Here is a 21564-nt window from a genome sequence, read left to right as displayed (position 1 = left end):
CTATGACTATATATTAGTTATTAAGGGATGAATCCTATCCAGTGCGAAATCTAACTGTTGCTGTGGCGTTAAGTCCGTATTATCCAATATTATGGCATCATCAGCTCTAACCAGCGGGCTTTCCTTGCGGGTAGTATCCTGATAATCACGATTGGCGATATTTTTAAAAACTTCTTCCAATGTGATATCTGGGTTCTTGCCTATCATCTCCTTATAACGTCTTTCGGCACGCACTTTCGGATCGGCAGTCATGAAAATTTTAACATCAGCATGAGGAAATACCGCTGTTCCTATATCGCGGCCATCCATCACTATGTTTTTTGATTTACCCATGCGTTGCTGCTGCTTAACCATTTCTACACGTACGTCGTGTATAGCTGATACCGCGCTCACATTATCAGAAACAGGCATTTGTCTTATTTCTTCAGAAACTTCTTCGTCATTTAACGTAATGTGCGTTTCGTAATCACGTGAGTGAAAGTTCAGGTGAATGTTTTTAAGCGCTTCAGCAACTTGCGAAATATCACTCTGGTCGACATTATTACGTAAAAAATACAAGGTAACCGCACGGTACATAGCCCCGCTGTCAACATAAATAAAATGAAGTTTTTTAGCTAATGCCTTAGCTAAGGTGCTTTTACCGCACGAGGAATAGCCATCAATGGCAACTACAATATTCTTGCTCATGAAGCAACTAAAATAACAAAATTAGTTGATTGGTTAATTATTGATAGGACGATAAAGTTATATTTGCGGCATAGCCAACCCGCCGTATCCCATGAACATCAATAGAGATATATTACAAAAGGAAGTTTTCTACAAAACTTCGCGTAGCGGAGGTAAGGGCGGGCAAAATGTAAATAAGGTTTCTACTAAAGTTGAGCTATTATTTTCGGTAAATGATTCAGTGCTTTTTAATGATGATGAAAAGCTGTTGCTGAACGATAAATTACAATCCCGTTTTAATAAAGATGGCTTAATACAGGTTATTTGTGATGAAGACCGAAGCCAATACATGAATAAGCAAAAGGCGTTGGAACGGTTGGTAGGGTTACTTACCATATCACTTCATAAGCCAAAAATTAGGAAGAAAAAAGGTATAAGTAAGGCAGCCAAGGCGATCCGATTGGAAAACAAAAGAATTAATTCAGCTAAAAAAGAAAGCCGAAGAGCCAAATTTGATTAGCAAGTAGCTTATTTAAATCGATATAAGCCTGTTATGGCTCCCCATTGATGAGATTGTATCATTTCCTTATCATCCTTGGTATGGTATGTGGCTGCTATATCAAATACAAAGCGGGTTGTGGTAAAAGCCACTCCTAATTGATTGCTTAAAACAAATGGTTCTTTGTCGGATGTTACTTCCATGCTGTTAGGGCTTTTGGTGGTAAATAAACCGCCTTGTATTGTCGCATCATAAGCCACATAATTTATCTGTGGTTTATAGTAGAAGAATAATTCGTGTTGATGCAAAGGCGCTTTTTTATTCTTTTTAATTGCACTGCTTTGTGTGCTAACAGAATTGAACAACTGGTTGAAATTTCCGAACCTGAATAATGGCCCTAAACCCGCGCCGCTAAAACCGTTGCCTAAATTTCCGTAGCTGGTTAGGGAAACATCAAATCCTGTTGTTCTTGCCAACAGCCTGTTGTACTCGGCTGATAGATTTAAAACCGCGTTATTATCTATTTGATACTGCCAGCCTGATGGCGGGTAGAAGCCAAAAGTTTTATGTACCCAGGTTTGCACCTGTTTTCCGTAAGCATCTGGGCCAATCATGCCGATTTGGGCGCTTAACTTTAGATTGCTTTCATCACTATAAAGAAAGTTTAAAGTTGAACCTACATATAAATAAGTAGCAAACGGGCGATCAATAGCCGAGGGATCAGGCGGGCCGCCGGGAGTTAATACAATTGATCCGGATTGGGGGTTGAATATTTTTTGCCCTGCCTCAAACCCGAGTACTTTATTTTGTAGCATGGAACTGCTATCTACCGCTAAAGCATGCCTGAAATAGACGAAAATGCCATCGGTGTAATACCTGTCTGATCCTCGCAATAAGTAAGAATCGTTATCGGTTTCTACGCCAATTTCGTTGCTGTGAGTTTGCGCAAATAATTGAGTACTAATAAATAGAAAAGCTATTAAAATGAGTAACTTAAGTTTCATCCGGCGGAGTTAGTTGGCGAAATTAACAAAACCACTGAACAGAAACTGATTTTAATATTAATTTGACAATTAATATTAAAAAGTATACCCCACGCTGAAGCCTCCAGCGTATATTATTTCATCATTAGAGAATATTGGGACGAAGCCCAGGCGAAAATTTAGGCTTTTTTCCGGTTCGTAGCGAACGCCGATAGTCGCGGTGCCTATAAACCCGGTGATCCTGTCGAATATGAATGTTTTACCGGTGTTATCGCCCGTAGTATTTAAAAAGGTAGTACCGCCGCCTAATTCAAAATACTTGCCGTTTGAGCCAATCAAATAGTTTACTTGTAATGGTATGGTAAATACGGTATTACCGCCATCACCAAAATAACCCATACCTACACGATAACCCCATCCTTCTTTTCCTTCCGAAAGGCGTTGATCGTAATTTAATGATATAGCAAGTCCAGGCCCGCCTAATTCAAGAAATAAAATTCTATTGCTGGTATGTTTTTGGGTAGCTATGAGCACGGTATCTATTTTCGTAATAAAAACGGTATCTCGTTTTATTTTAATGTTTGTTACTGATAAAGTAGTATCAGTAGCTTCTGAACCAGTTGTTGCTGTTGGTTTTTTTACAGTAACAGGAGTGACCGGAATTATTTGTGTAGTAACACGTTTTTTCACTACTGGATTCATATAATCCGGTGTGCCTGACCTTTCGGCCGTTGTAGGCGCTAATGGTGTATATGATGACGCTGTTGCCGGGTTTGAATTGGAAGATGGTGATTGGTTATTTGACGCTGGGCTATTAGATGTATTACCGCCTGAATTATTATTTGATGTAGAGCTGTTTGAAGGATTGGTATAAGTAGAAGATTGATCATTATAACCGGGCCTAACTACAATTATTACTCTTTTGATCGTATCATTTTGGCCATCGCTATTTTGGGCACTCAGTCTATAGCTATAGGTTGTAAGTATGAGTAATGTTAAAATAATTTTTAACGTAATAAGGCCTTTCATAAAATAGGTAGCAAGTATTAACTATGTTAATTATCCTATGAAACGTTAACCAACAAAAAAATGTTTCGTGTTAACAACATTAGACTTAACTTTTGTTATTAATGCGAAACATTTAATTAAAATGCGGATAACCAATAATTAATTCAATATTGGTTTTTTATCCTCTTTTATGGTTAGATCAAGTGCGTCATCAACCTTTTCATTTAAAAGCGCAAGGTTGATAACTTCGCGCATATCAGTAACGTAATTAAATTTAAGATCTTTAATATAGTCTTCCCTGATTTCCTGTATATCCTTTTGGTTTGATTTGCAGAGTATTATTTCTTTAATATTCGCGCGTTTTGCCGCCAGTATTTTTTCTTTAATACCACCTACCGGTAAAACACGACCGCGAAGGGTTATTTCGCCGGTCATGGCTAAGTGAGGCTTTATTTTACGTTGCGTAAATGCTGATGTAAGCGCCGTTAACATGGTAACACCTGCCGAAGGTCCATCTTTTGGTGTAGCGCCCGCAGGTACGTGTATATGCACATCCCATTGCTCAAACAATTTAGGGTTAATGTCAAAATATGATGCGTGAGCACGCAGGTAAGCCATGGCTATAGTAGCAGATTCTTTCATTACATCGCCCAAGCTGCCTGTTAGCGACAGATGTCCTTTACCGGGGCTTAAGCTGGCTTCAATAAACAAAATATCGCCACCTACTGACGTCCAGGCTAAACCTGTAACCACACCGGCAACATTGTTACCTTCATAAAGGTCTTTATCGTAGATAGGTGCACCTAATATTTTTTCAACGTCTTTTTTGCTTACTGTGGAATTATATTCTTCTTCCATAGCAATGTTTTTAGCTATGCCACGCACAACAGAGCCAATCTTTTTCTCTAAAGCACGTACGCCGGATTCGCGGGTATAATCTTCCACAATTTTCTCCAACACATCACCTTTTAGGGTAATGTCTTTTGTTTTTAGGCCATGAGCCTCACGTTGTTTGGGTACTAAATGCTGTTTTGCTATTTCAATTTTTTCCTCAATAGTGTAACCACTTACCTCGATGATCTCCATACGATCCAATAATGCAGGCTGTATGCTGCTTAATGAATTTGCTGTGGCGATAAACATTACGTTCGACAGATCAAAATCCATCTCAACATAATGATCATAAAACGTGCTGTTTTGTTCAGGGTCAAGCACCTCTAATAGCGCTGATGAGGGATCGCCCCTAAAATCATTGCCAACTTTATCTATCTCATCCAGTATAAACACGGGGTTTGCTGCACCTGCTTTTTTGATTGATGTAATGATGCGGCCCGGCATAGCGCCGATGTACGTTTTACGGTGGCCACGTATTTCGGCTTCATCACGTATGCCGCCTAATGCCATCCTTACATATTTACGCCCCAAAGCTTTAGCTATTGATTTGCCCAAAGATGTTTTACCAACCCCCGGAGGGCCAACAAGGCATAGAATAGGGGCTTTCATGTCGCGTTTTAATTTAAGCACAGCCAGGTATTCTATAATACGTTGTTTTACTTTATCTAAACCAAAATGATCCTTATCTAATACCTTTTGGGCTCGTTTAAGGTCGAAGTTATCTTTAGTAAACTCGTTCCATGGCAAATCTAGGAGTAGCTCCAAATAATTTATTTGTACTGAGTAATCAGCCGCAGCCGGATTAATACGGGCCAGTTTGTCAAGCTCTTTATTAAAGTGATCGCCAATATCTTTCGCCCATTTCTTTTTGGAACCACGCTGACGCAGATCATCAACTTCTAAATCGGGTGAATTGCCGCCAAGTTCTTCCTGTATGGTTTTTAATTGCTGATTCAGGAAATAATCCCGCTGTTGTTTGTCCAGGTCAACACGCACTTTGGTTTGTATCTGGTTTTTTAGTTCCAGCATTTGCAAATCAAGTGTCAGGTGTTCTAAAACAAGGTTAGCACGCTCGCGCAAATTGGCTACTTCCAACAAATGCTGTTTGGCAGTCATTTCGGCATTCATGTTTGATGATATAAAATTGATCAAAAATGAAGTGCTTTCAATGTTGCGGATAGCTATACCGGCTTCGCTCGGGATATTTGGTGAAAGCTGGATGATATTCATTGCCATATCTTTTATTGACGAGATCATGGCTTTGAATTCTTTATCCTCTTTTATTTTAGTCTCTTTAAACGGATTAATAGTAGCCTTAATATAAGGCTCACTTTGTACTTCTTCGTTTAAAATAAAACGTTTTTTACCTTGGATGATGACGGTAGTATTGCCATCGGGCATTTGAAGCATTTTTATAATCAATGCAACGGTACCTACGCGGTTAAGCTGATCAAATGTAGGGTCTTCAATGCCTACATCTTGTTGGGATACAACACCTATCATACGATCGCCCTTATTGGCATCGCGTATTAATTTTATGGATTTATCACGACCTACAGTTATTGGAATAACTACACCCGGGAACAAAACAGTATTGCGTAAAGGCAATATAGGCAATACATCAGGCACCTGCTCATTATTCATTTCCGCTTCATCTTCAGATGACATCAGCGGAAAAAATTCAGAATCATCGTTTATTATCGGTAAAGCGCTCTTAAAATCGTATGGATCAAAACTCATCAAAATGGTTTTTTATATAAAAATAAAACGTCATCTTGTCACCCTGAAATGTGCAGGATTAATAAATGCGTTATAAAATAACGTTGATTAACAACTATATCATATGATTCAAGACCTATGCCAAGATAATTTAATATACGTTGTTATTTATTGTAAAGATGTAATATGTTGATTGTTTGGTTATTATAAATTGATTTGAATGAATTGCAAATAACTTTATAATACTTAACAAAGGTGAAAAAAAGTCATGCTAAAAGCTATAGTGATTATTGATTGTTATTATTTTTTGAATTAAACTACATACCTGAATAATAATTACTTGCAAATTCAGTTAATGTTATATTATTTTGTTACAGATTAGACTCCGGATGAAGTTATCGGTCATTGTATCGTTATTAATATTCTCAACGCTTGATGTAGCTTACGCGCAAAACGCTTATGTTAAATTAGGGCAGCAGGCTTTTATGGACGGTGATTTTAAATCGGCCATATCGCAGTTGGAAAAAGCATGCAGTGTTGATTCAACAGATGCCAATGCTTTGTGGATGCTGGGTTACTCTTATTATCACAGCGACAACTACAAAAAATCTATCATAGCATATAACCGGGTAATTTCTATTAAACCAACCGATGCTTCTGCCTATTATTACCGGGCCAGAGCAAAAAGTTACTTAGGGAAAGATAATTCGCTTTCACCGTCAGATAAAGAAAAATATTTATTGGGTGCTATTTATGACTTTACCAAAGCCATAGATATAAATCCTGATCCGAACGATATTAAATTTTACCAAAACAGGGGTATTGCTTACCACGATTATGGTTGCTTTAAATTACAACCAAATTCCCGCTTTTATGACAAAACAAGGGGGATTAACTCTTTAAAAGCCTCAATTGCCGATTTTGAAAAGGTTTTAAACAACGATCCTTCCAGAACAGATATTTCAACATTAATGGACGCCTCAAAAGAAAAACTGGCCAGTGTTGATAATCATCGGTGATTAAAATATCCGCTTATATCATACTTATTTGTTCCTAATAATTTGACCGTTTGTGTCTTTTGGATGAGGTATAGCGAATCGGGGAAATATGATAATTTTTCAAGAGAGCTATAGAGAATGTTTTTGGTTGAGTCCAAAATTATCATGTATTTCACCTTCCCTGCAACTAATTTTATCCGGATTTCCCGCATTTTTAAATCGGGCGTTAATGCCTGGTAAACGATGAGGTTGCTATCAACCGTTACTTTATAACTATCCTTCCATGCGGGTTTGTTAATATCAGCCCCGCTAAATAAACTTAACTCAGTACCCCAGTTTGCAATATGTACAGTTTTGCTTTCACTTACGCCGTTATGCTTAACTGTTTTTAAAATAGGCTGATTGAGTTGGGTGAGTCTTGCCGAATCGCTTTTAAAAAAACTTTTTATATCAAAGTATTTCATGCTGGTACGGTTTTCTTTAATGTCAGGTTTACATGATTGCAAACCTGACATTAAGAATAAGCCGAAACCAGCAGTTATAAGTAGTTGGGATTTATACCAATACATTACCGCTCATTTCTTCAGGTATGGTAACACCTAATAGTTGAAGTACAGTTGGGGCAATATCGCCGAGTTTACCATCTTTTACCTGTTTAACATCCTTATCAATAATAATACAAGGTACTAAGTTGGTTGTATGCGCGGTATTTGGTGAGCCGTCATCATTTACCATATAATCAGCATTGCCGTGGTCTGCCAAAATTATAAACGAGTAACCATTAGCCAAACCAGTTTCCACTACTGCTTTTGTACAAGCATCGGCAGTTTCAGCAGCTTTTATTACAGCACTGAACACGCCAGTATGGCCAACCATGTCGGTATTGGCAAAGTTTAATACTATAAAATCAGGCCAGCCGCTTTCCAATTCAGGAATAATAGCATCACGAATACCTTCGGCACTCATCTCAGGCTGTAAATCATATGTAGCTACTTTTGGAGATGGCACCAATAAACGTTTTTCATTTATAAATTCCTTTTCACGGCCACCCGAGAAAAAGAACGTTACGTGTGGATATTTCTCAGTTTCAGCAATACGGATCTGGTTTTTGCCAGCATCCTGTAATACTTCGCCAAGGGTTTTTGTTAAATCATCTTTTGTAAATACTACCTGTACATTTTTAAATGTATCATCATAGGTAGTCATGGTGATATAATGCAGGTTAAGCGGATGCAAATTATATTCCGGGAAAGACTTTTGTGTTAACGCCAATGTTATTTCGCGCCCGCGGTCAGTCCTGAAGTTAAAGCAGATCACTACATCGCCATCTTTTATAACGGCTAATGGTTTTCCATTAGCACCAACATTAACAATAGGTTTAATAAACTCATCGGTTACACCTTTCAGGTACGATTCTTTTATTGCCTGGTTAATATCTTGTGTTGCTTCACCTTCGCCGTTAACCATCACATCGTAAGCTAATTTTACGCGTTCCCAGCGGTTGTCACGGTCCATGGCATAATAGCGCCCGATTGCAGATGCTATTTTAACCGGAGTATTTGCGATATGCTCCTCCAACTCAGTCATAAAGTTTATACCAGATTTTGGATCAGTATCACGTCCATCCAAAAATGCATGGATGAATACTTTTTGCAGATCATATACTCCAGCAGCATCGCACAAACCCTTTACATGTTTAATGTGCGAGTGTACGCCACCATCAGATACTAAGCCTATGAAATGTACATCGCGGTTATTTTGCTTCGCGTATTCAAAAGCATTTTTCAATACCGGGTTTGTAGGCAGCTCATTATCTAAAACTGCCTTGTGTATACGACCAAGCTCCTGGTAAACAGTGCGGCCGGCACCTAAATTCATATGGCCTACTTCTGAATTTCCCATTTGTCCGTCGGGCAGACCAACAGCCATACCTGATGCCTCTAGTTTGGAGTGAGGATACTTCCCCAATAAAGAATCAAAGAAAGGAGTGTGAGCAGCTAATATAGCGTTCGACTGATCGTTACGGCCGTAACCCCAGCCGTCTAAAATTATTAATGCAACTTTTTTCTGTTTTTCCACAATGCAAATATAAAATCAACGCGGTATAAACATCAATAATAATTCAATCATGCAACTTTTTTTCTTAAATTGAGGTCTTATTAGAAACCAACCTGTTGATCACCATGAAAATTATTTACGCGCATGCAATTATATTGCTGTTTTTATTGCCGCTTGTGGTTAAGGCTGATCCTATTGATAATATTATGCATATGCTACGACAAGGCAATACACAGGAACTATCGAAACAGTTTTCAGATAATGTAGAAGTTACTGTTTTAGGTGGTGATAACAGTTTGGATAAAACCACGGCAATACCTGTGCTGGATAAATTTTTTGCAGACAACAAGCCTAAAAGTGTACGGCTTTTTCATAAAATAGATTCAAATCCTAATTATTTGTTCGGAGTTGTTTTTTTGAATACCGATAAAGGCCTGTACCGCATCTCATTAACTTTGAGTAAGCACGATGCAGAAATGAAAATTGTTGAAATGAGGATTGAAGTCGAAAAAACTAAATAATAATCTAATTGTTTTTACTTTTGAGCTTCTTAAAAAGTAAATATTTTGGATAAGGAATACGTTGACCAGTTTATAATAAGTGCCTTAAAAGAAGATGTTGGTGATGGCGATCACACTTCGTTGGCAACCATCACTGCCGGTACAATAGGCAAAGCAAAACTTTTAGTAAAAGACAATGGTGTTTTAGCAGGGGTTGAACTTGCTGCTGAAATATTTCGTGTTGTGGATGAAGGCTTAAAAATGACCGCTTATTTAAAAGATGGTGCCGATATAAAATACGGCGATATTGCCTTTGAAGTAGAGGGCGATGCCCAAAGCATACTAAAAGCAGAGCGCCTGGTGCTGAACTGCATGCAGCATATGAGTGGTATAGCTACTAAAACTAACGAGATTGTTGATGTTTTGAAAGGTTATAACACTAAGGTTTTAGATACCCGCAAAACTACACCAGGCCTGCGATATCTTGAAAAATGGGCAGTACGTATTGGCGGAGGCGTAAATCATCGTTTTGGGTTGTATGATATGATATTGATAAAAGATAATCATGTTGACTATGCAGGCGGTATAAGTGAAGCAATTGAGGGCGCGCATAATTACCTGGCAGCTAATCATAAAAAGTTAGCTATTGAAATTGAAGTGCGCAATATTGAAGAGTTAACAGAGGTTGTGCATACTGGTGGTGTTGACCGTATATTACTGGACAATTTTAATTTTAGTGACCTTAGGAGCGCCGTTGATATGATCGAAGGAAGATTTATTACAGAGGCTTCCGGAGGTATTACAATTGATAATATACGTGAGTATGCGGCCTGTGGTGTTGATTACATATCAGTAGGAGCCTTAACACATTCTGTTAAAAGCCTTGATTTGAGTTTAAAGGCAGTAAAGTGATTGGTGATTTCTAATTAAGAAATTCATTTTACTATTTATTAGCATTTACTATTTAAGTATGATTACAATTTAGTAATATTGTACAGAGATGATATCAATCTATTCGATTTCAGCGCTCATACTGGCCTACTTGTGCGGATCTATCCCAACTGCGGTTTGGATAGGGCAGGCATTTTTTGATGTAGACGTACGTGAATATGGCAGCGGAAACGCAGGCGCAACCAATACTTTTAGGGTTTTAGGCAAAAAAGCAGGTATACCTGTTATGCTTATTGATATTTTAAAGGGGTGGACTGCCACTAACATAGCTTATTTTATTGGCGTTTCAACAACAGGTGCTTATAACTCACCTGAATATATGAACTATGCTTTAGCACTTGGTATAGCCGCGGTTATGGGCCATTTGTTCCCAATATTTGCAGGTTTTAGAGGAGGGAAAGGTATAGCAACTTTGTTCGGTATGATATTGGCAATTAACCTACCCGCAGCATTGTTTTGCGTAGGTATATTTATTACGGTTTTGTTAATTACACGATATGTATCGTTAGGCTCTATTATGGCAGGTTTTGCATACCCCATATGTGTTACGTTCGTGTTCCCAATGTATATACGAGCTGTGATAATTTACGGAATGTGCATGTGTTTACTCATATTGGTTACTCACCAAAAGAATATTGAGCGCCTTTTAAAAGGAACTGAATCCAAGGTTAACTTCTTCAAAAAGAAATCTGCCTAAAATAACTTGCTTTTTTTGGAAAAGGGTCACCGATAAGTGTGTGGATGGGCGCTAAATTATTTGCTGACCCAGCACTTGCAAAATAGCTTTTGCTTTAAGTAAGCATTCTTCATACTCTTGTTCGGCATCGGCATGGTAGGTGATGGCACTGCCAACCTGGAAAGATAGGTATTTCTTCGTCGCGTTATATAGAATGGTGCGTATCACCACATTAAAATCAAAATCGCCATCAGGACTAAAATAGCCCATCGCACCCGAATAAGCACCGCGCTTGCTGCGTTCAAACTCTTCCATCAAACGCATAGCGCTCATTTTAGGCGCGCCTGTCATGCTGCCCATCGGAAAGGTGTTTCTGATAGCATCAATAGGTGTAAGATCATTCTCGATCTCACAAACAACAGTTGAGACCATTTGATGTAATTGGTTGAAACTACGGATCTCAAAGAGTTCTTCAGCTTTTACGGTGCCTTGTTTCGCGGAGCGGGTAAGGTCGTTGCGTACCAGGTCAACAATCATTACGTTTTCTTGTAGTTCCTTGGTATGGCTGCGTAGTTGTTGTTTGATGGCCTCATCCTCTTCGGCAGTTTTTCCTCGTTTGGCTGTCCCTTTTATGGGTTGGGAGATGAGTTTTTCATCACGTTTAGCCAAAAAGCGTTCGGGTGAAGCTGACAAGATATAATTGCTTCCCCATTTAAAAAATCCGGCGAAAGGGTTGGGGGAGATGGTATTCAACTTTGAAAAAACTTCCAATGGATCAATCACTGCATTCTCCGCAAAAAACTCCTGACAAAAATTGGTTACATATATATCGCCGCGACTAATATGCTCTTTTATTTTATTGGCAGCATCCAAATATTCGGCTTTACTAAACCTGTATTGTATGTTTATGGATGATGATTTTGTGGTTTGATGGGGCTGATGATTTTGTATGTTATCTAAAATAAACTGCTCATCATCTGATATAATCTCGATTTGATTTCCTTTGAGTAGTATAAGATGTTTAGACGCAAAGAAATAAAGATCAGGAAAATCAAGAGCATCAGGATTTGATGATGTTAAATTTTCTACTTCATTTTTTAGATCGTAGCCGAAAAAACCGGTAATCCAACCTTCATTTTCGGTGCGAAATTTTGCCAGTTGTTCAAAAGCGTTTCCCGCATTAGCTGTAATCGAGCTTTTTACTCCGATTGCAATTAGCGCGTCAAATTTGGAATATTGGTCAGGAAAGTTATTTGAATCGAGGTAACAAACCGCATCAAAAGTAGATGCCCATTGCAGGGCCTTTTGTTTGAAGATTTGCGGGTCTTTTATTTGTGTGATCACTTTATATAAGTAGAGACGCAAATATTGCGTCTCTACATTTATTTTTTTTTTAGTACAATTCTAATGTTTGTACCCTATCTGGTCCTACAGATAAATATTTTACCGGTACTTCCAGTTCTTTTTCTAAAAAGCTGATGTATGATTTAAGCCTTTCAGGGATTTCTGATAATTCAGTAATTCCTGTCAAATCCTCGTTCCAGCCATCAATTTCTTTTAAAACAGGCGTAGGTTCAACAGCGCAAATATCATACGGCATGTAATCTATTGTTTCGCCTAAATAGTTATAATGAGTGCAAGCATAAATCTTGTCAAAACCGCTTAAAACATCAGCTTTGGTCATTACCAATTGAGTAACGCCATTAAGCATTATGGCGTATTTTAAAGCCGGTAGATCGATCCAGCCGGTACGGCGAGGCCTTCCGCTTACAGCGCCAAATTCATGGCCTATACGGCGTAATTCTTCGCCTGTTTCGTTGTTTAATTCAGTAGGGAATGGGCCGCCACCAACACGTGTGCAATAAGCCTTAAATATGCCGATAACTTCACCGATTTTATTAGGCGCTATACCTAAACCGGTACAAGCACCAGCAGTAGTAGTGTTTGATGAAGTAACAAATGGGTATGAGCCAAAGTCAATATCAAGCATAGTGCCTTGCGCGCCTTCTGCCAATACCTTTTTGCCTTGTTTTACATACTCATTAACCAAATGCTCAGAATCAACTAGTGGGAATTGTTTAAGCAGATCAACCGCTTCAAAAAACAATGCTTCACGCTCAGAGAAATCAGCAACATCACCATAAAGTGATTTTAGCATAGATACATGCTTATCAACCAGTTTCTGGTAACGTTCTTTAAAATCAGGTAGTGTAATATCACCAATACGTAAACCATTACGTCCGGTTTTATCCATATAAGTTGGGCCGATACCTTTTAAAGTCGATCCGATTTTACCTTCGCCCATCTTTTTCTCAGATGCAGCATCAAGCAATTGGTGGGTAGGTAAAATAAGATGTGCCTTTTTGGCTATCACCAGGTTTTTCTTAGCTAAAAGATCATACCCGGCATCTTTTAATTTTTCTATTTCTTTTTTAAGGGTGATAGGATCAATAACCACACCGTTGCCTATAAGGTTAAGCGTGTTATTAAAAAATATACCTGAAGGGATTGTATTCAGTACATATTTTTTGCCATCAAATTCCAAAGTGTGACCAGCATTTGGCCCGCCCTGAAATCGTGCGATCATATCGTAACCGGCGCTAAGTACGTCGACAATTTTTCCTTTACCTTCATCGCCCCATTGGAGGCCTAATAATACGTCAACAGCCATTTAAATATCTATTCGATTGTTAATGAAAGGTGGCAAAGTTATATTTTTCTATCACAAAACCCCGCCTTAAGTTTTTCACAATTACCATAAAGGTTTAAAGAGTGGTGTTTTATCTCGAATTTAAGCAGATCACCCATCATACTTTGTATTTGTTGGATGCGCGGATCACAAAATTCTACTACTTTTCCACAATCAAGGCAGATGATATGGTCATGTTGTTTGTAACCGTACGACTTTTCGAACTGTGCCATATTTTTACCAAACTGGTGTTTGGTAACCAAATCGCACGATACTAATAGCTCTAAAGTATTGTATACCGTGGCACGGCTTACACGGTATTTTTTATTTTTCATGTGGATGTACAACGACTCCACATCAAAATGATCACTTCTGGAATAAATTTCTTCGAGTATGGCAAAACGCTCAGGGGTTTTCCTGAGGTTTTTATTTTCGAGGTAAGCCTCAAAAATTTTCTTAACCAATGCAATGGTTTCTACTTGCGACATTATTGGATTATTAACTTGTAAAGGTAGTTAATTTGTTGATTAAGTTGATTAAGTGAATAGGTTGCTTATATTTTTTTGACTTAACAAAAACCAAATCAACTTACTAACTACTCACTTATTCAACTAATTTTTAAGATGCTTTTTCTATTGAATCAAACCGGGTAACGGTACTGATGCCTTTTATCATTTTTAAACGTTTGGTCAGGTTATCAAGATGATGTGTATCGTTAACATAAATCATTACTGTCCCTTCAAAAATACCGTTATCACTATCAACAGTAATAGAGCGTATGTTCACTTTAAAATCGTGTGATATTACGGTAGTTAACTGGTTTATTAAACCAACCTCATCAATACCCGTAATACGCAAGCCGGTCAAAAATGCAAGTTCCTGCTGATTAGTCCATTTCGCTTTTACCACACGATAACCATAATTTGCCATCAGTTTAGCAGCATTAGGGCAGTTGGTACGGTGTATTTTTATACCATCGCTAACAGTAACAAAACCAAAAACATCATCACCGGGGATAGGATTACAGCAGTTGGCCAGTTTGTAGTCAATCTTCTGCATATCCTCGCCAATCAAAAGCATATCTGCATCTTTTGCTTTCAGCGTTCTTACCAGGCTTTGTACCTGTTCTGCTTCTATCTTATCCTGTGGCTTGTTTTCTATTACTTTTTCAGATGCCTGATACTCCTTCAGGTCCTTCATGTCGATAGTGCCTTTGGCTACTTCGAAAAATAGATCGAGTGTTGACGGCAGCTTGAAATAATAGCTAAGCTTATGTATGTTTTCGGAGTTGTAAGTTATTTTTAATGACTTTAATTTCCGCTCTAATATCTCCTTACCGGTTTCTGCAATGCGGCGTTTTTCTTCTTTTAGGGATGATTTTATTTTGGCCTTAGCCTTTGCTGTAACCACAAAATTCAGCCAATCTTCTTTAGGTACCTGCTTGCTGGAGGTGATGATCTCAACCTGATCGCCATTTTGCAATTTATAGCTAAGCGGTACCAATTTATGATTCACTTTGGCGCCAATACAGCTGGCACCCACATCGGTATGTATCTCGAAAGCAAAATCTAATGCTGTTGCATTTAGTGGCAGTTGTATAAGCGCGCCTTTTGGCGTAAAAATGAATATCTCGTCAGAGAACAAGTTCATCTTGAAATCATCCAAAAAGTCGAGTGCATTTGATTCAGGGTTTTTAAGCAAATCCCTAACCTTTTGTACCCACAGATCTAAACCGCTATCGGTTGAAGATTCTTTGTATTTCCAGTGCGCGGCGAAACCCTTTTCGGCAATTTCATTCATGCGTTTGGTACGGATCTGTACTTCAACCCATTGCCCGCGCGGCCCCATTACTGTAGTATGTAATGATTCATAGCCGTTTGCCTTTGGTGATGATATCCAGTCGCGTAACCTGTCAGGGTTAGGCCTGTATAGATCAGTAACTATGGAATAGGCTTTCCAGCAATCAGATTTTTCATTTTCGGGTGTGCTATCCAGTATTATCCTGATGGCGAAAAGGTCATATACTTCTTCAAAAGGAATGGCCTTTTTCTTCATCTTATTCCAAATGGAATGGATAGATTTCGGCCTGCCAAAAACATCAGCAACCAACCCTTGTCCCTCAACGACCTTTTTCACCGGTTCGCTAAAATCACGAATGAACTTTTCACGTTCGGCCTTTTTCTCGTTCAGCTTATTTTTAATGAATTGGTAGGTTTCGCGCTCCATGTATTTCATGGACAGATCTTCCAACTCAGACTTTATAGCATATAATCCCAGGCGGTGGGCTAGAGGAGCATATAAGTAAACTGTTTCTGATGATAATTTAAGCTGCTTATCGCGCGGCATAAACTCCATGGTACGCATGTTATGCAGGCGGTCAGCAAGCTTTATCAGTATAACCCTAACATCATCGGCCAGGGTAAGCAACATCTTACGGAAGTTTTCTGCCTGTAACGAGCTATTGGTATCAAATACGCCTGATATTTTAGTTAAGCCATCAATTATTTTGGCTACTTTCTTACCAAATTCTCTTTCAATATCATCAAGTGTAACATCAGTATCCTCAACCACATCATGCAGCAAAGCACACACGATGGATGTAGTACCTAAGCCTATCTCCTCGGCGGCAATTTGAGCTACCGCGATAGGGTGGTATATATAAGGTTCGCCGGATTTGCGGCGCATATCAGAATGACTCTCCAATGCCATATCGAAAGCCTTGCGTATCATGCGTTTATCACCTTTTTCAAGGGTTGATTTACAGGCACGCAGCAAAGCTCGGTATCGTTTTAATATCTCGTTCTTTTCAGCTTCTAAATCTATCACCAAGTCTTTCATCCTGCAGTTTTAACAAAAAATAAGTATAAAAATTGTAACAAAAATTATAAATCAGGCCATATTTCAAAATACAAAATAAATTGCATTATTTTTGTATAGGTAAAAATATGAAATTTATTGGTTTCTTGTTGGTGTTTTGTTGTGTGGTTGGCTCTACCGTAGCTCAAGCACCAAAGCCAGCGCCTATGAAGATGGACAAAAATGATACCATTAAAACCTATGTCACTATGCTTGATGGCAAACCCGTGCCATGGATAATGTATGGTGAAATAAGAATAGTAGATACACGTATTTTTAAGAGCGAAGCCGACCGTGCTGCCTATAACATGCTAGAGTATAATGTGCGCAAAGTTATACCTTATGCACACTTTGCCGGTGCAAGATACCGTCAATTGCAACGCGACCTTGCACTTACTGCTGATAAACATAAACAGAAGGAATTAGTTGCTGCTTGCAATAACCAGATAAAAGATCTTTTCAAGAAAGAAGTTGAAAACCTGACAATAAGTCAGGGAGAGGTGTTGATAAAACTGATTGACCGCGAAACCGGTAGCACCAGCTACGATTTGGTTAAACAATTAAAGGGTGGCCTTGATGCATTTATGCTTCAATCAGTTGCACGGGTGTTTGGCCATAATCTTAAAGAAACCTATGACGCCGACGAGGATAGGGACATTGAAAATATCCTGATAAAACAAGGATATGATTCATCTAAAAATTAATAATGGATAATAAAAGCATCTACCAGTTCGATATCAAGAATATTGATGGCGAAGAGATAAACCTATCGAAATATAAAGGTAAAGTACTTTTAATAGTTAATACAGCCTCTCAATGTGGATTTACTCCACAACTGAAAGATTTGGCAGCCTTAAAGAATGAATTTAAGGCTGCGGATTTTGAAATACTAGGCCTTCCATCCAATGATTTTGGCGGCCAGGAACCTTTGGATGGCGCTGCTATAGCTACCTTCTGCGAAAATTATGGTTCAAATTTCCCTGTTTTTGATAAGATAAGGGTTAGGGGGCCATATGCTCATCCACTGTATAAGTTTTTGAGCGATAAAAAAGAGAATGGTAAATTCAGTTCGGTACCAAGATGGAACTTTCATAAGTTTTTAATTGATAAGGATGGCGTAGTGCAGGATTTTTTCTATCCGTTTACCAAGCCAAATACATCAAAGGTTAAAAAGAAAATTCAACGCTTATTAGCCGTTACCAAATAACATGAAATTAGATATATTAGTACTGCCTGTACATCCTGATGATGCTGAATTAGGATGCGCCGGAACTATTTTAAAACATATTGCACTGGGCCATAAAGTTGGTATTGCTGATTTAACCAAAGGTGAACTGGGCACAAGGGGGACTGCGGAAATTCGCGAGCAGGAAGCTGCCAAAGCTGCTGAGATATTAGGATTAACCGTTAGGGAAAACATAGGGATTCCTGATGGTTTATTTACGAATACACCTGAATATCAATTAAAAGTAATTGAAGCTATCCGTAAGCATCAACCGGATATTATTATAACCAATGCTTATCATGACCGGCACCCCGATCATGGCCGGGCCAATGAATTAGTTGAAACGTCAGCATTTTTATCAGGTTTACGCAGGATAGAAACAAGGTTTGACGGAAAACCCCAGGAAGCATGGCGCCCAAAAATGGTGCTGCATTTTATACAAGACCGCTATATTGAACCCGACATTATAATTGACGTTACTGAATATTGGGATAAAAAGATTAAAAGTGTATTGGCTTACGGCTCACAATTCTTTAATCCGGATTGGAATGAAGATGAGCCACAGACCTATATTTCATCCCCCGATTTTATAAAAATAGTTGAAAGCCGTGCAATGGAGTTTGGTAAAAGCATTCAGGCCAAGTATGGCGAAGGCTTTACCTCAAGAAAGTTGTTAGGCGTTGATAATTTGTTTGCGCTAAGATAACTTGGTACTGGTTATACGGCCACGTATTCAAAACGATTATTATCCTTGCTTCTTTCTCTTCTGAGTTTATGCTCATTAGCCAGTTTCAATAAAATTCCTGATAATTCGGAGGTCTTAAAGTCCGAGTCGAAATTCTCTTTACAAAATTCGGCTATAGAAGATATGGATCGTGCGGTATGGAAAAAATCGCCGCCTAAAAGTTGATTTAATACTTTTGTAGCGCCTGGTTTTTTGCGGTTTTGAGAAAAAGGATAATTCTCCGTGTCGTCTGCTTTTTTGTGGATTTTCTTGATTAAAAAGTCGGCACCTTCTGTATCAGCTTTGTCAAAATCAACAAGTACATCTAATAACCTGTCAACAATTTTTAATTGTACCGCTTCGGATTTAAACGCGTTAACAACTTCAGCGATTTCTGTAAGTTGCTTTTTTAACTTTTCAATGTGTTTGCTCATAATAATTGCCGTTGCTATTATTTATGGCTTATAATTACCCCTGTAAGAAATCAATGATAAGCCTTTTAATACCCTGATTAACGTTTGCGAACGATTATAGTATTTTTAAAAATAAAAAAGCACCTATTTGGGTCAAAAACAGGTGCTTGTAGCAATATTATTACAATATTATAAATTGGGGACTATTTTTTGAAGTATTTCCAACCCCTCATCAATATGTTTTTTCTCAATAATAAGTGCGGGCCTAAATCGGATACTTTTTTCACCACAACCTAAAAACATTACGTTGTGTTCTAGCCCGGCATCAATAAACTTATCGCGCATAGCCTTATTTGGAAAATCAAAAGCGGTTAATAACCCTTTGCCCCGGATGTTGGTGATAATAGTATGTTTTTCAGCAATATCTGCAAGCTGATCCTGTAAATAATCACCCATTTTTGCGGCATTATCGCATAGATTATCCTCTGCAATAATTTCCATTATTTTGGATGACCGTACCATATCAACCAAGCTACCGCCCCAGGTTGAATTAATGCGCGATGATATTTTAAATACGTTATTTTCTATTTCATCAACACGCCTGCTGGCTAATATGCCGCATACTTGCATCTTTTTACCAAAGGCAATTATATCAGGACGTGCATTTTCGCCGAAATGCTCATGACACCAGAATTTGCCGGTTAAACCAACTCCGGTTTGTACTTCATCGTATATCAGCAAAGCTTCGTTTTCATCAGCTAATTGCCTCAATTTTTCCATGAATTCTTTGCGTAGGTGGTTATCACCTCCTTCAGATTGTACCGGTTCTATAATAATAGCGCATATGTCATCTTTATTGTCTTCAAACGCTTTTTTTATTTGGGCGATGGATAACTCCTCACGCCTCAACAAATCCTCATGATTGCTATCTGAATAAGGGAAATTCATGTAAGGCGTTGATACCCGCGGCCAGTCAAATTTGGCGAACCACTTGGTTTTAACTGGCTGTGTATTAGTAAGGCTAAGGGTGTAACCTGAGCGACCATGAAAAGCATGCTCAAAGTGAATCACCTGGAAGCCTTTTTCCTTGGTGTAGCCCTTTGCGAAGTTCTTCTGAACCTTCCAGTCCATCGCAACTTTTAAAGCGTTCTCAATGGCTAATGAGCCGCCTGAGATGAAGAATGCATGCGGCAAGTAATCAGGAATACCTACCTTGTCGAACATATCAACAAACTGTGCATATTGCGTAGTATATATATCTGAGTTTGATGGGTTGGTCATAGCTGCCAACATCAGGTTCTTTTTGAATTCTTCGTCGTTCACCATCTTAGGGTGATTATATCCTAAAGGCACCGATGCAAAGCAGGTAAAAAAATCGAGCAGGGTGCGGTTATATTTCGCATCGTAAATATAAACGCCCTTACTTTTTTCCATATCAAAAGTTAAGTCGAAGCCATCAGCCAGCACATGCTTATTTAAAGCAGCCTGAACATTTTCTGGGGATACAAGCAGGTTATACATAGTAAATCGGTTTTATCAAATTTACTAAAAAGTGCCCAAAAATAACAATTTAAGCACTTTTTGAACCGATCAACCAAAAAGTAACTTTAAATTAACTAAACCTAGTTTTTGGACTGAAAATAATTTTGGTCGGGTGAATATGGTGTGTAGATGTGCAGATTTTGGATGTGCTGATGATAGAAATTCTGCCTGAAATGGTAAAATGCTATAATTGAAATTTATCTTTCATTCCTAATAGCCCGATTAATCCGCCGGTATGTATTGCCAAAATTTTGCTGCCGGATTTAAAGTGGCCTTTAGCTGCCATATCATAAATCGCATATAGCATTTTACCAGTATAAACAGGTTCTATTAAAATTCCGGTATCAGCTACGAAGGTTTTTATAAAACTAAGTAGTTCAGCATTGGTTTTAGCATATCCGCCAAAGTGATAATCGGTATATAGGTTGTAAGTTGCCGGATTTATAAGGTATTGATTTATTTCACCTTTCATGAAATCACCATTCTTAAATACAGGTATAGCATTAAATTCGGTGCTGAGTTTATGATTTTGAATGCCGTTAATAATTCCCGCGGCTGTTGTACCGGTTCCGCAAGCGCAAAAAATATGATTGTAGGTTTCTGTCAGTTCATCTACCAGTTCAGCGCAACCATGGGCTCCTTCGGCTGATGCGCCGCCTTCATCAATGAAAAAAGCATCGGTATTGCCGCCAAAATACTTGTTGAATAATTCTTCTTTATGCCGATAGCTTTCTCTATCAACAAATATCAATTTCATGCCATGCAGGTTGCATAAAAATAGGGTATCGTTTGTGACATCTTCGCCACGCACAATCCCAGTTGATTTAAGACCAAACTTAGCCGCTGCTGCCGCTGTTGCCAATAAATGGTTGGAATATGCTCCACCAAATGTTACCAAATGGGTTTTGTTTTCTGCGGATGCTTTTTTTAAGATGTATTTTAATTTACGCCACTTATTGCCTGAGATTAGTGGATGTATCAGGTCATCCCGTTTTATAAAAATAGATAAGCCCTGTTCATTAAATAATTTGTTTTTTATTTGATGAACAGGGCTATAAATTTCGAGATCGATATTCATCAAAAAACAGATTAGGTGCTCAATCAAACACAACCATTGAGCTGATTATTGTAGTGTATGTTTTTCACAAAGCAGTTGCGTAAAA

The 21564-nt window shown here is 38.4% G+C and carries 21 protein-coding genes; 8 read left to right on the top strand and 13 right to left on the bottom strand.

Features of this window, described 5'->3' with window-relative positions; all coding sequences use genetic code 11:
* Positions 1 to 6: 6 nt before the first annotated feature.
* Positions 7 to 687 (bottom strand): (d)CMP kinase, encoded by a 681-nt coding sequence (gene cmk, locus GSQ74_RS12180; protein WP_158993625.1) that lies wholly within the window; start codon positions 685 to 687, stop codon positions 7 to 9.
* Between the two features lie 91 nt (positions 688 to 778).
* On the opposite strand from cmk, the gene arfB reads away from it, so the two are divergent.
* Positions 779 to 1186: an alternative ribosome rescue aminoacyl-tRNA hydrolase ArfB gene (gene arfB / locus GSQ74_RS12175; protein ID WP_158993623.1), complete on the top strand. Its 408-nt coding sequence runs from the start codon at positions 779 to 781 to the stop codon at positions 1184 to 1186.
* An 8-nt stretch (positions 1187 to 1194) separates the two neighbouring features.
* On the opposite strand, the gene GSQ74_RS12170 is transcribed toward arfB, so the two are convergent.
* The 3 genes from GSQ74_RS12170 to lon all read right to left on the bottom strand — a co-directional run bounded on the left by GSQ74_RS12170 (position 1195) and on the right by lon (position 5790).
* Complete coding sequence (locus GSQ74_RS12170) at positions 1195 to 2169, bottom strand: lipid A deacylase LpxR family protein (RefSeq protein ID WP_158993621.1); 975 nt, start codon at positions 2167 to 2169, stop codon at positions 1195 to 1197.
* A 75-nt stretch (positions 2170 to 2244) separates the two neighbouring features.
* Positions 2245 to 3177: a hypothetical protein gene (locus GSQ74_RS12165; protein ID WP_158993619.1), complete on the bottom strand. Its 933-nt coding sequence runs from the start codon at positions 3175 to 3177 to the stop codon at positions 2245 to 2247.
* 138 nt (positions 3178 to 3315) lie between these two features.
* Positions 3316 to 5790: an endopeptidase La gene (gene lon / locus GSQ74_RS12160; RefSeq protein ID WP_371724322.1), complete on the bottom strand. Its 2475-nt coding sequence runs from the start codon at positions 5788 to 5790 to the stop codon at positions 3316 to 3318.
* Positions 5791 to 6158: 368 nt separating this feature from the next.
* Between lon and GSQ74_RS12155 the strand changes: the two genes are divergently transcribed.
* Positions 6159 to 6788: a tetratricopeptide repeat protein gene (locus GSQ74_RS12155; protein WP_158993615.1), complete on the top strand. Its 630-nt coding sequence runs from the start codon at positions 6159 to 6161 to the stop codon at positions 6786 to 6788.
* Here GSQ74_RS12155 and GSQ74_RS12150 read toward each other — a convergent pair.
* Entirely contained in the window at positions 6779 to 7231 is a 453-nt protein-coding gene (locus GSQ74_RS12150; RefSeq protein WP_158993613.1) for a hypothetical protein, read from the bottom strand. The two genes, GSQ74_RS12155 and GSQ74_RS12150, sit on opposite strands and share 10 nt — an antisense overlap.
* A 91-nt stretch (positions 7232 to 7322) precedes the next feature.
* Positions 7323 to 8846, bottom strand: a complete 1524-nt coding sequence (gene gpmI, locus GSQ74_RS12145; protein ID WP_158993611.1) for a 2,3-bisphosphoglycerate-independent phosphoglycerate mutase — start codon at positions 8844 to 8846, stop codon at positions 7323 to 7325.
* Positions 8847 to 8950: 104 nt separating this feature from the next.
* On the opposite strand from gpmI, the gene GSQ74_RS12140 reads away from it, so the two are divergent.
* The 3 genes from GSQ74_RS12140 (at position 8951) to plsY (ending at position 10973) form a co-directional block, all read left to right on the top strand.
* The gene (locus GSQ74_RS12140; RefSeq protein WP_158993609.1) at positions 8951 to 9346 is read left to right on the top strand and encodes a DUF4783 domain-containing protein; all 396 of its coding nucleotides are present in this window, start codon (positions 8951 to 8953) and stop codon (positions 9344 to 9346) included.
* 45 nt (positions 9347 to 9391) lie between these two features.
* On the top strand, positions 9392 to 10237 hold the full coding sequence (gene nadC, locus GSQ74_RS12135; protein WP_158993607.1) for a carboxylating nicotinate-nucleotide diphosphorylase: 846 nt from the start codon (positions 9392 to 9394) through the stop codon (positions 10235 to 10237).
* An 88-nt stretch (positions 10238 to 10325) separates the two neighbouring features.
* Positions 10326 to 10973 (top strand): glycerol-3-phosphate 1-O-acyltransferase PlsY, encoded by a 648-nt coding sequence (gene plsY, locus GSQ74_RS12130; protein ID WP_158993605.1) that lies wholly within the window; start codon positions 10326 to 10328, stop codon positions 10971 to 10973.
* 51 nt (positions 10974 to 11024) lie between these two features.
* Here plsY and GSQ74_RS12125 read toward each other — a convergent pair whose 3' ends face one another.
* The 4 genes from GSQ74_RS12125 to GSQ74_RS12110 form a co-directional block, all read right to left on the bottom strand.
* Entirely contained in the window at positions 11025 to 12296 is a 1272-nt protein-coding gene (locus GSQ74_RS12125) for an anthranilate synthase component I family protein (protein ID WP_158993603.1), read from the bottom strand.
* 49 nt (positions 12297 to 12345) lie between these two features.
* Positions 12346 to 13623 (bottom strand): adenylosuccinate synthase, encoded by a 1278-nt coding sequence (locus tag GSQ74_RS12120; RefSeq protein WP_158993601.1) that lies wholly within the window; start codon positions 13621 to 13623, stop codon positions 12346 to 12348.
* Between the two features lie 38 nt (positions 13624 to 13661).
* Positions 13662 to 14129: a Fur family transcriptional regulator gene (locus GSQ74_RS12115; protein ID WP_158993599.1), complete on the bottom strand. Its 468-nt coding sequence runs from the start codon at positions 14127 to 14129 to the stop codon at positions 13662 to 13664.
* A gap of 130 nt (positions 14130 to 14259) precedes the next feature.
* Positions 14260 to 16479 carry a bifunctional (p)ppGpp synthetase/guanosine-3',5'-bis(diphosphate) 3'-pyrophosphohydrolase gene (locus GSQ74_RS12110; protein WP_158993597.1) on the bottom strand — a complete coding sequence of 740 codons (2220 nt, stop codon included), beginning with the start codon at positions 16477 to 16479 and terminating at the stop codon, positions 14260 to 14262.
* 107 nt (positions 16480 to 16586) lie between these two features.
* Between GSQ74_RS12110 and GSQ74_RS12105 the strand changes: the two genes are divergently transcribed.
* The 3 genes from GSQ74_RS12105 to bshB1 are packed head-to-tail and all read left to right on the top strand — an operon-like array spanning position 16587 to position 18428.
* Positions 16587 to 17201: a DUF4294 domain-containing protein gene (locus tag GSQ74_RS12105; RefSeq protein WP_158993595.1), complete on the top strand. Its 615-nt coding sequence runs from the start codon at positions 16587 to 16589 to the stop codon at positions 17199 to 17201.
* A gap of 2 nt (positions 17202 to 17203) precedes the next feature.
* On the top strand, positions 17204 to 17704 hold the full coding sequence (locus GSQ74_RS12100) for a glutathione peroxidase (RefSeq protein ID WP_158993593.1): 501 nt from the start codon (positions 17204 to 17206) through the stop codon (positions 17702 to 17704).
* 1 nt (position 17705) lies between these two features.
* Positions 17706 to 18428: a bacillithiol biosynthesis deacetylase BshB1 gene (gene bshB1 / locus GSQ74_RS12095; protein WP_158993591.1), complete on the top strand. Its 723-nt coding sequence runs from the start codon at positions 17706 to 17708 to the stop codon at positions 18426 to 18428.
* An 11-nt stretch (positions 18429 to 18439) separates the two neighbouring features.
* On the opposite strand, the gene GSQ74_RS12090 is transcribed toward bshB1, so the two are convergent.
* From GSQ74_RS12090 to GSQ74_RS12080, 3 genes are all read right to left on the bottom strand, one after another.
* Positions 18440 to 18880, bottom strand: a complete 441-nt coding sequence (locus GSQ74_RS12090; RefSeq protein WP_158993589.1) for a hypothetical protein — start codon at positions 18878 to 18880, stop codon at positions 18440 to 18442.
* A gap of 168 nt (positions 18881 to 19048) precedes the next feature.
* Positions 19049 to 20380, bottom strand: a complete 1332-nt coding sequence (gene lat, locus GSQ74_RS12085) for an L-lysine 6-transaminase (RefSeq protein WP_158993587.1) — start codon at positions 20378 to 20380, stop codon at positions 19049 to 19051.
* A 205-nt stretch (positions 20381 to 20585) separates the two neighbouring features.
* A complete protein-coding gene (locus GSQ74_RS12080) occupies positions 20586 to 21479 on the bottom strand; it encodes a 1-aminocyclopropane-1-carboxylate deaminase/D-cysteine desulfhydrase (protein ID WP_158993585.1) in 894 nt (297 codons plus the stop codon).
* Between the last annotated feature and the right edge of the window lie 85 nt (positions 21480 to 21564).

It is taken from the genome of Mucilaginibacter sp. L196 (assembly GCF_009765905.1).
Taxonomy (GTDB): Bacteria; Bacteroidota; Bacteroidia; order Sphingobacteriales; family Sphingobacteriaceae; genus Mucilaginibacter.
Note: the sequence above shows the minus strand (reverse complement) of the source record. Positions and strands in the feature narration are given on the sequence as shown.

Coding starts and splice junctions, on each gene's coding strand:
- lon (WP_371724322.1), bottom strand. CDS start 5,790: ATGAGTTTTGATCCATACGATTTTAAGAGCGCTTTACCGATAATAAAC.
- GSQ74_RS12150 (WP_158993613.1), bottom strand. CDS start 7,231: ATGAAATACTTTGATATAAAAAGTTTTTTTAAAAGCGATTCGGCAAGA.
- bshB1 (WP_158993591.1), top strand. CDS start 17,706: ATGAAATTAGATATATTAGTACTGCCTGTACATCCTGATGATGCTGAA.
- GSQ74_RS12100 (WP_158993593.1), top strand. CDS start 17,204: ATGGATAATAAAAGCATCTACCAGTTCGATATCAAGAATATTGATGGC.
- plsY (WP_158993605.1), top strand. CDS start 10,326: ATGATATCAATCTATTCGATTTCAGCGCTCATACTGGCCTACTTGTGC.
- GSQ74_RS12170 (WP_158993621.1), bottom strand. CDS start 2,169: ATGAAACTTAAGTTACTCATTTTAATAGCTTTTCTATTTATTAGTACT.
- cmk (WP_158993625.1), bottom strand. CDS start 687: ATGAGCAAGAATATTGTAGTTGCCATTGATGGCTATTCCTCGTGCGGT.
- GSQ74_RS12120 (WP_158993601.1), bottom strand. CDS start 13,623: ATGGCTGTTGACGTATTATTAGGCCTCCAATGGGGCGATGAAGGTAAA.
- GSQ74_RS12155 (WP_158993615.1), top strand. CDS start 6,159: ATGAAGTTATCGGTCATTGTATCGTTATTAATATTCTCAACGCTTGAT.
- GSQ74_RS12105 (WP_158993595.1), top strand. CDS start 16,587: ATGAAATTTATTGGTTTCTTGTTGGTGTTTTGTTGTGTGGTTGGCTCT.
- arfB (WP_158993623.1), top strand. CDS start 779: ATGAACATCAATAGAGATATATTACAAAAGGAAGTTTTCTACAAAACT.
- lat (WP_158993587.1), bottom strand. CDS start 20,380: ATGTATAACCTGCTTGTATCCCCAGAAAATGTTCAGGCTGCTTTAAAT.
- GSQ74_RS12110 (WP_158993597.1), bottom strand. CDS start 16,479: ATGAAAGACTTGGTGATAGATTTAGAAGCTGAAAAGAACGAGATATTA.
- GSQ74_RS12080 (WP_158993585.1), bottom strand. CDS start 21,479: ATGAATATCGATCTCGAAATTTATAGCCCTGTTCATCAAATAAAAAAC.
- GSQ74_RS12165 (WP_158993619.1), bottom strand. CDS start 3,177: ATGAAAGGCCTTATTACGTTAAAAATTATTTTAACATTACTCATACTT.
- GSQ74_RS12140 (WP_158993609.1), top strand. CDS start 8,951: ATGAAAATTATTTACGCGCATGCAATTATATTGCTGTTTTTATTGCCG.
- GSQ74_RS12115 (WP_158993599.1), bottom strand. CDS start 14,129: ATGTCGCAAGTAGAAACCATTGCATTGGTTAAGAAAATTTTTGAGGCT.
- GSQ74_RS12090 (WP_158993589.1), bottom strand. CDS start 18,880: ATGAGCAAACACATTGAAAAGTTAAAAAAGCAACTTACAGAAATCGCT.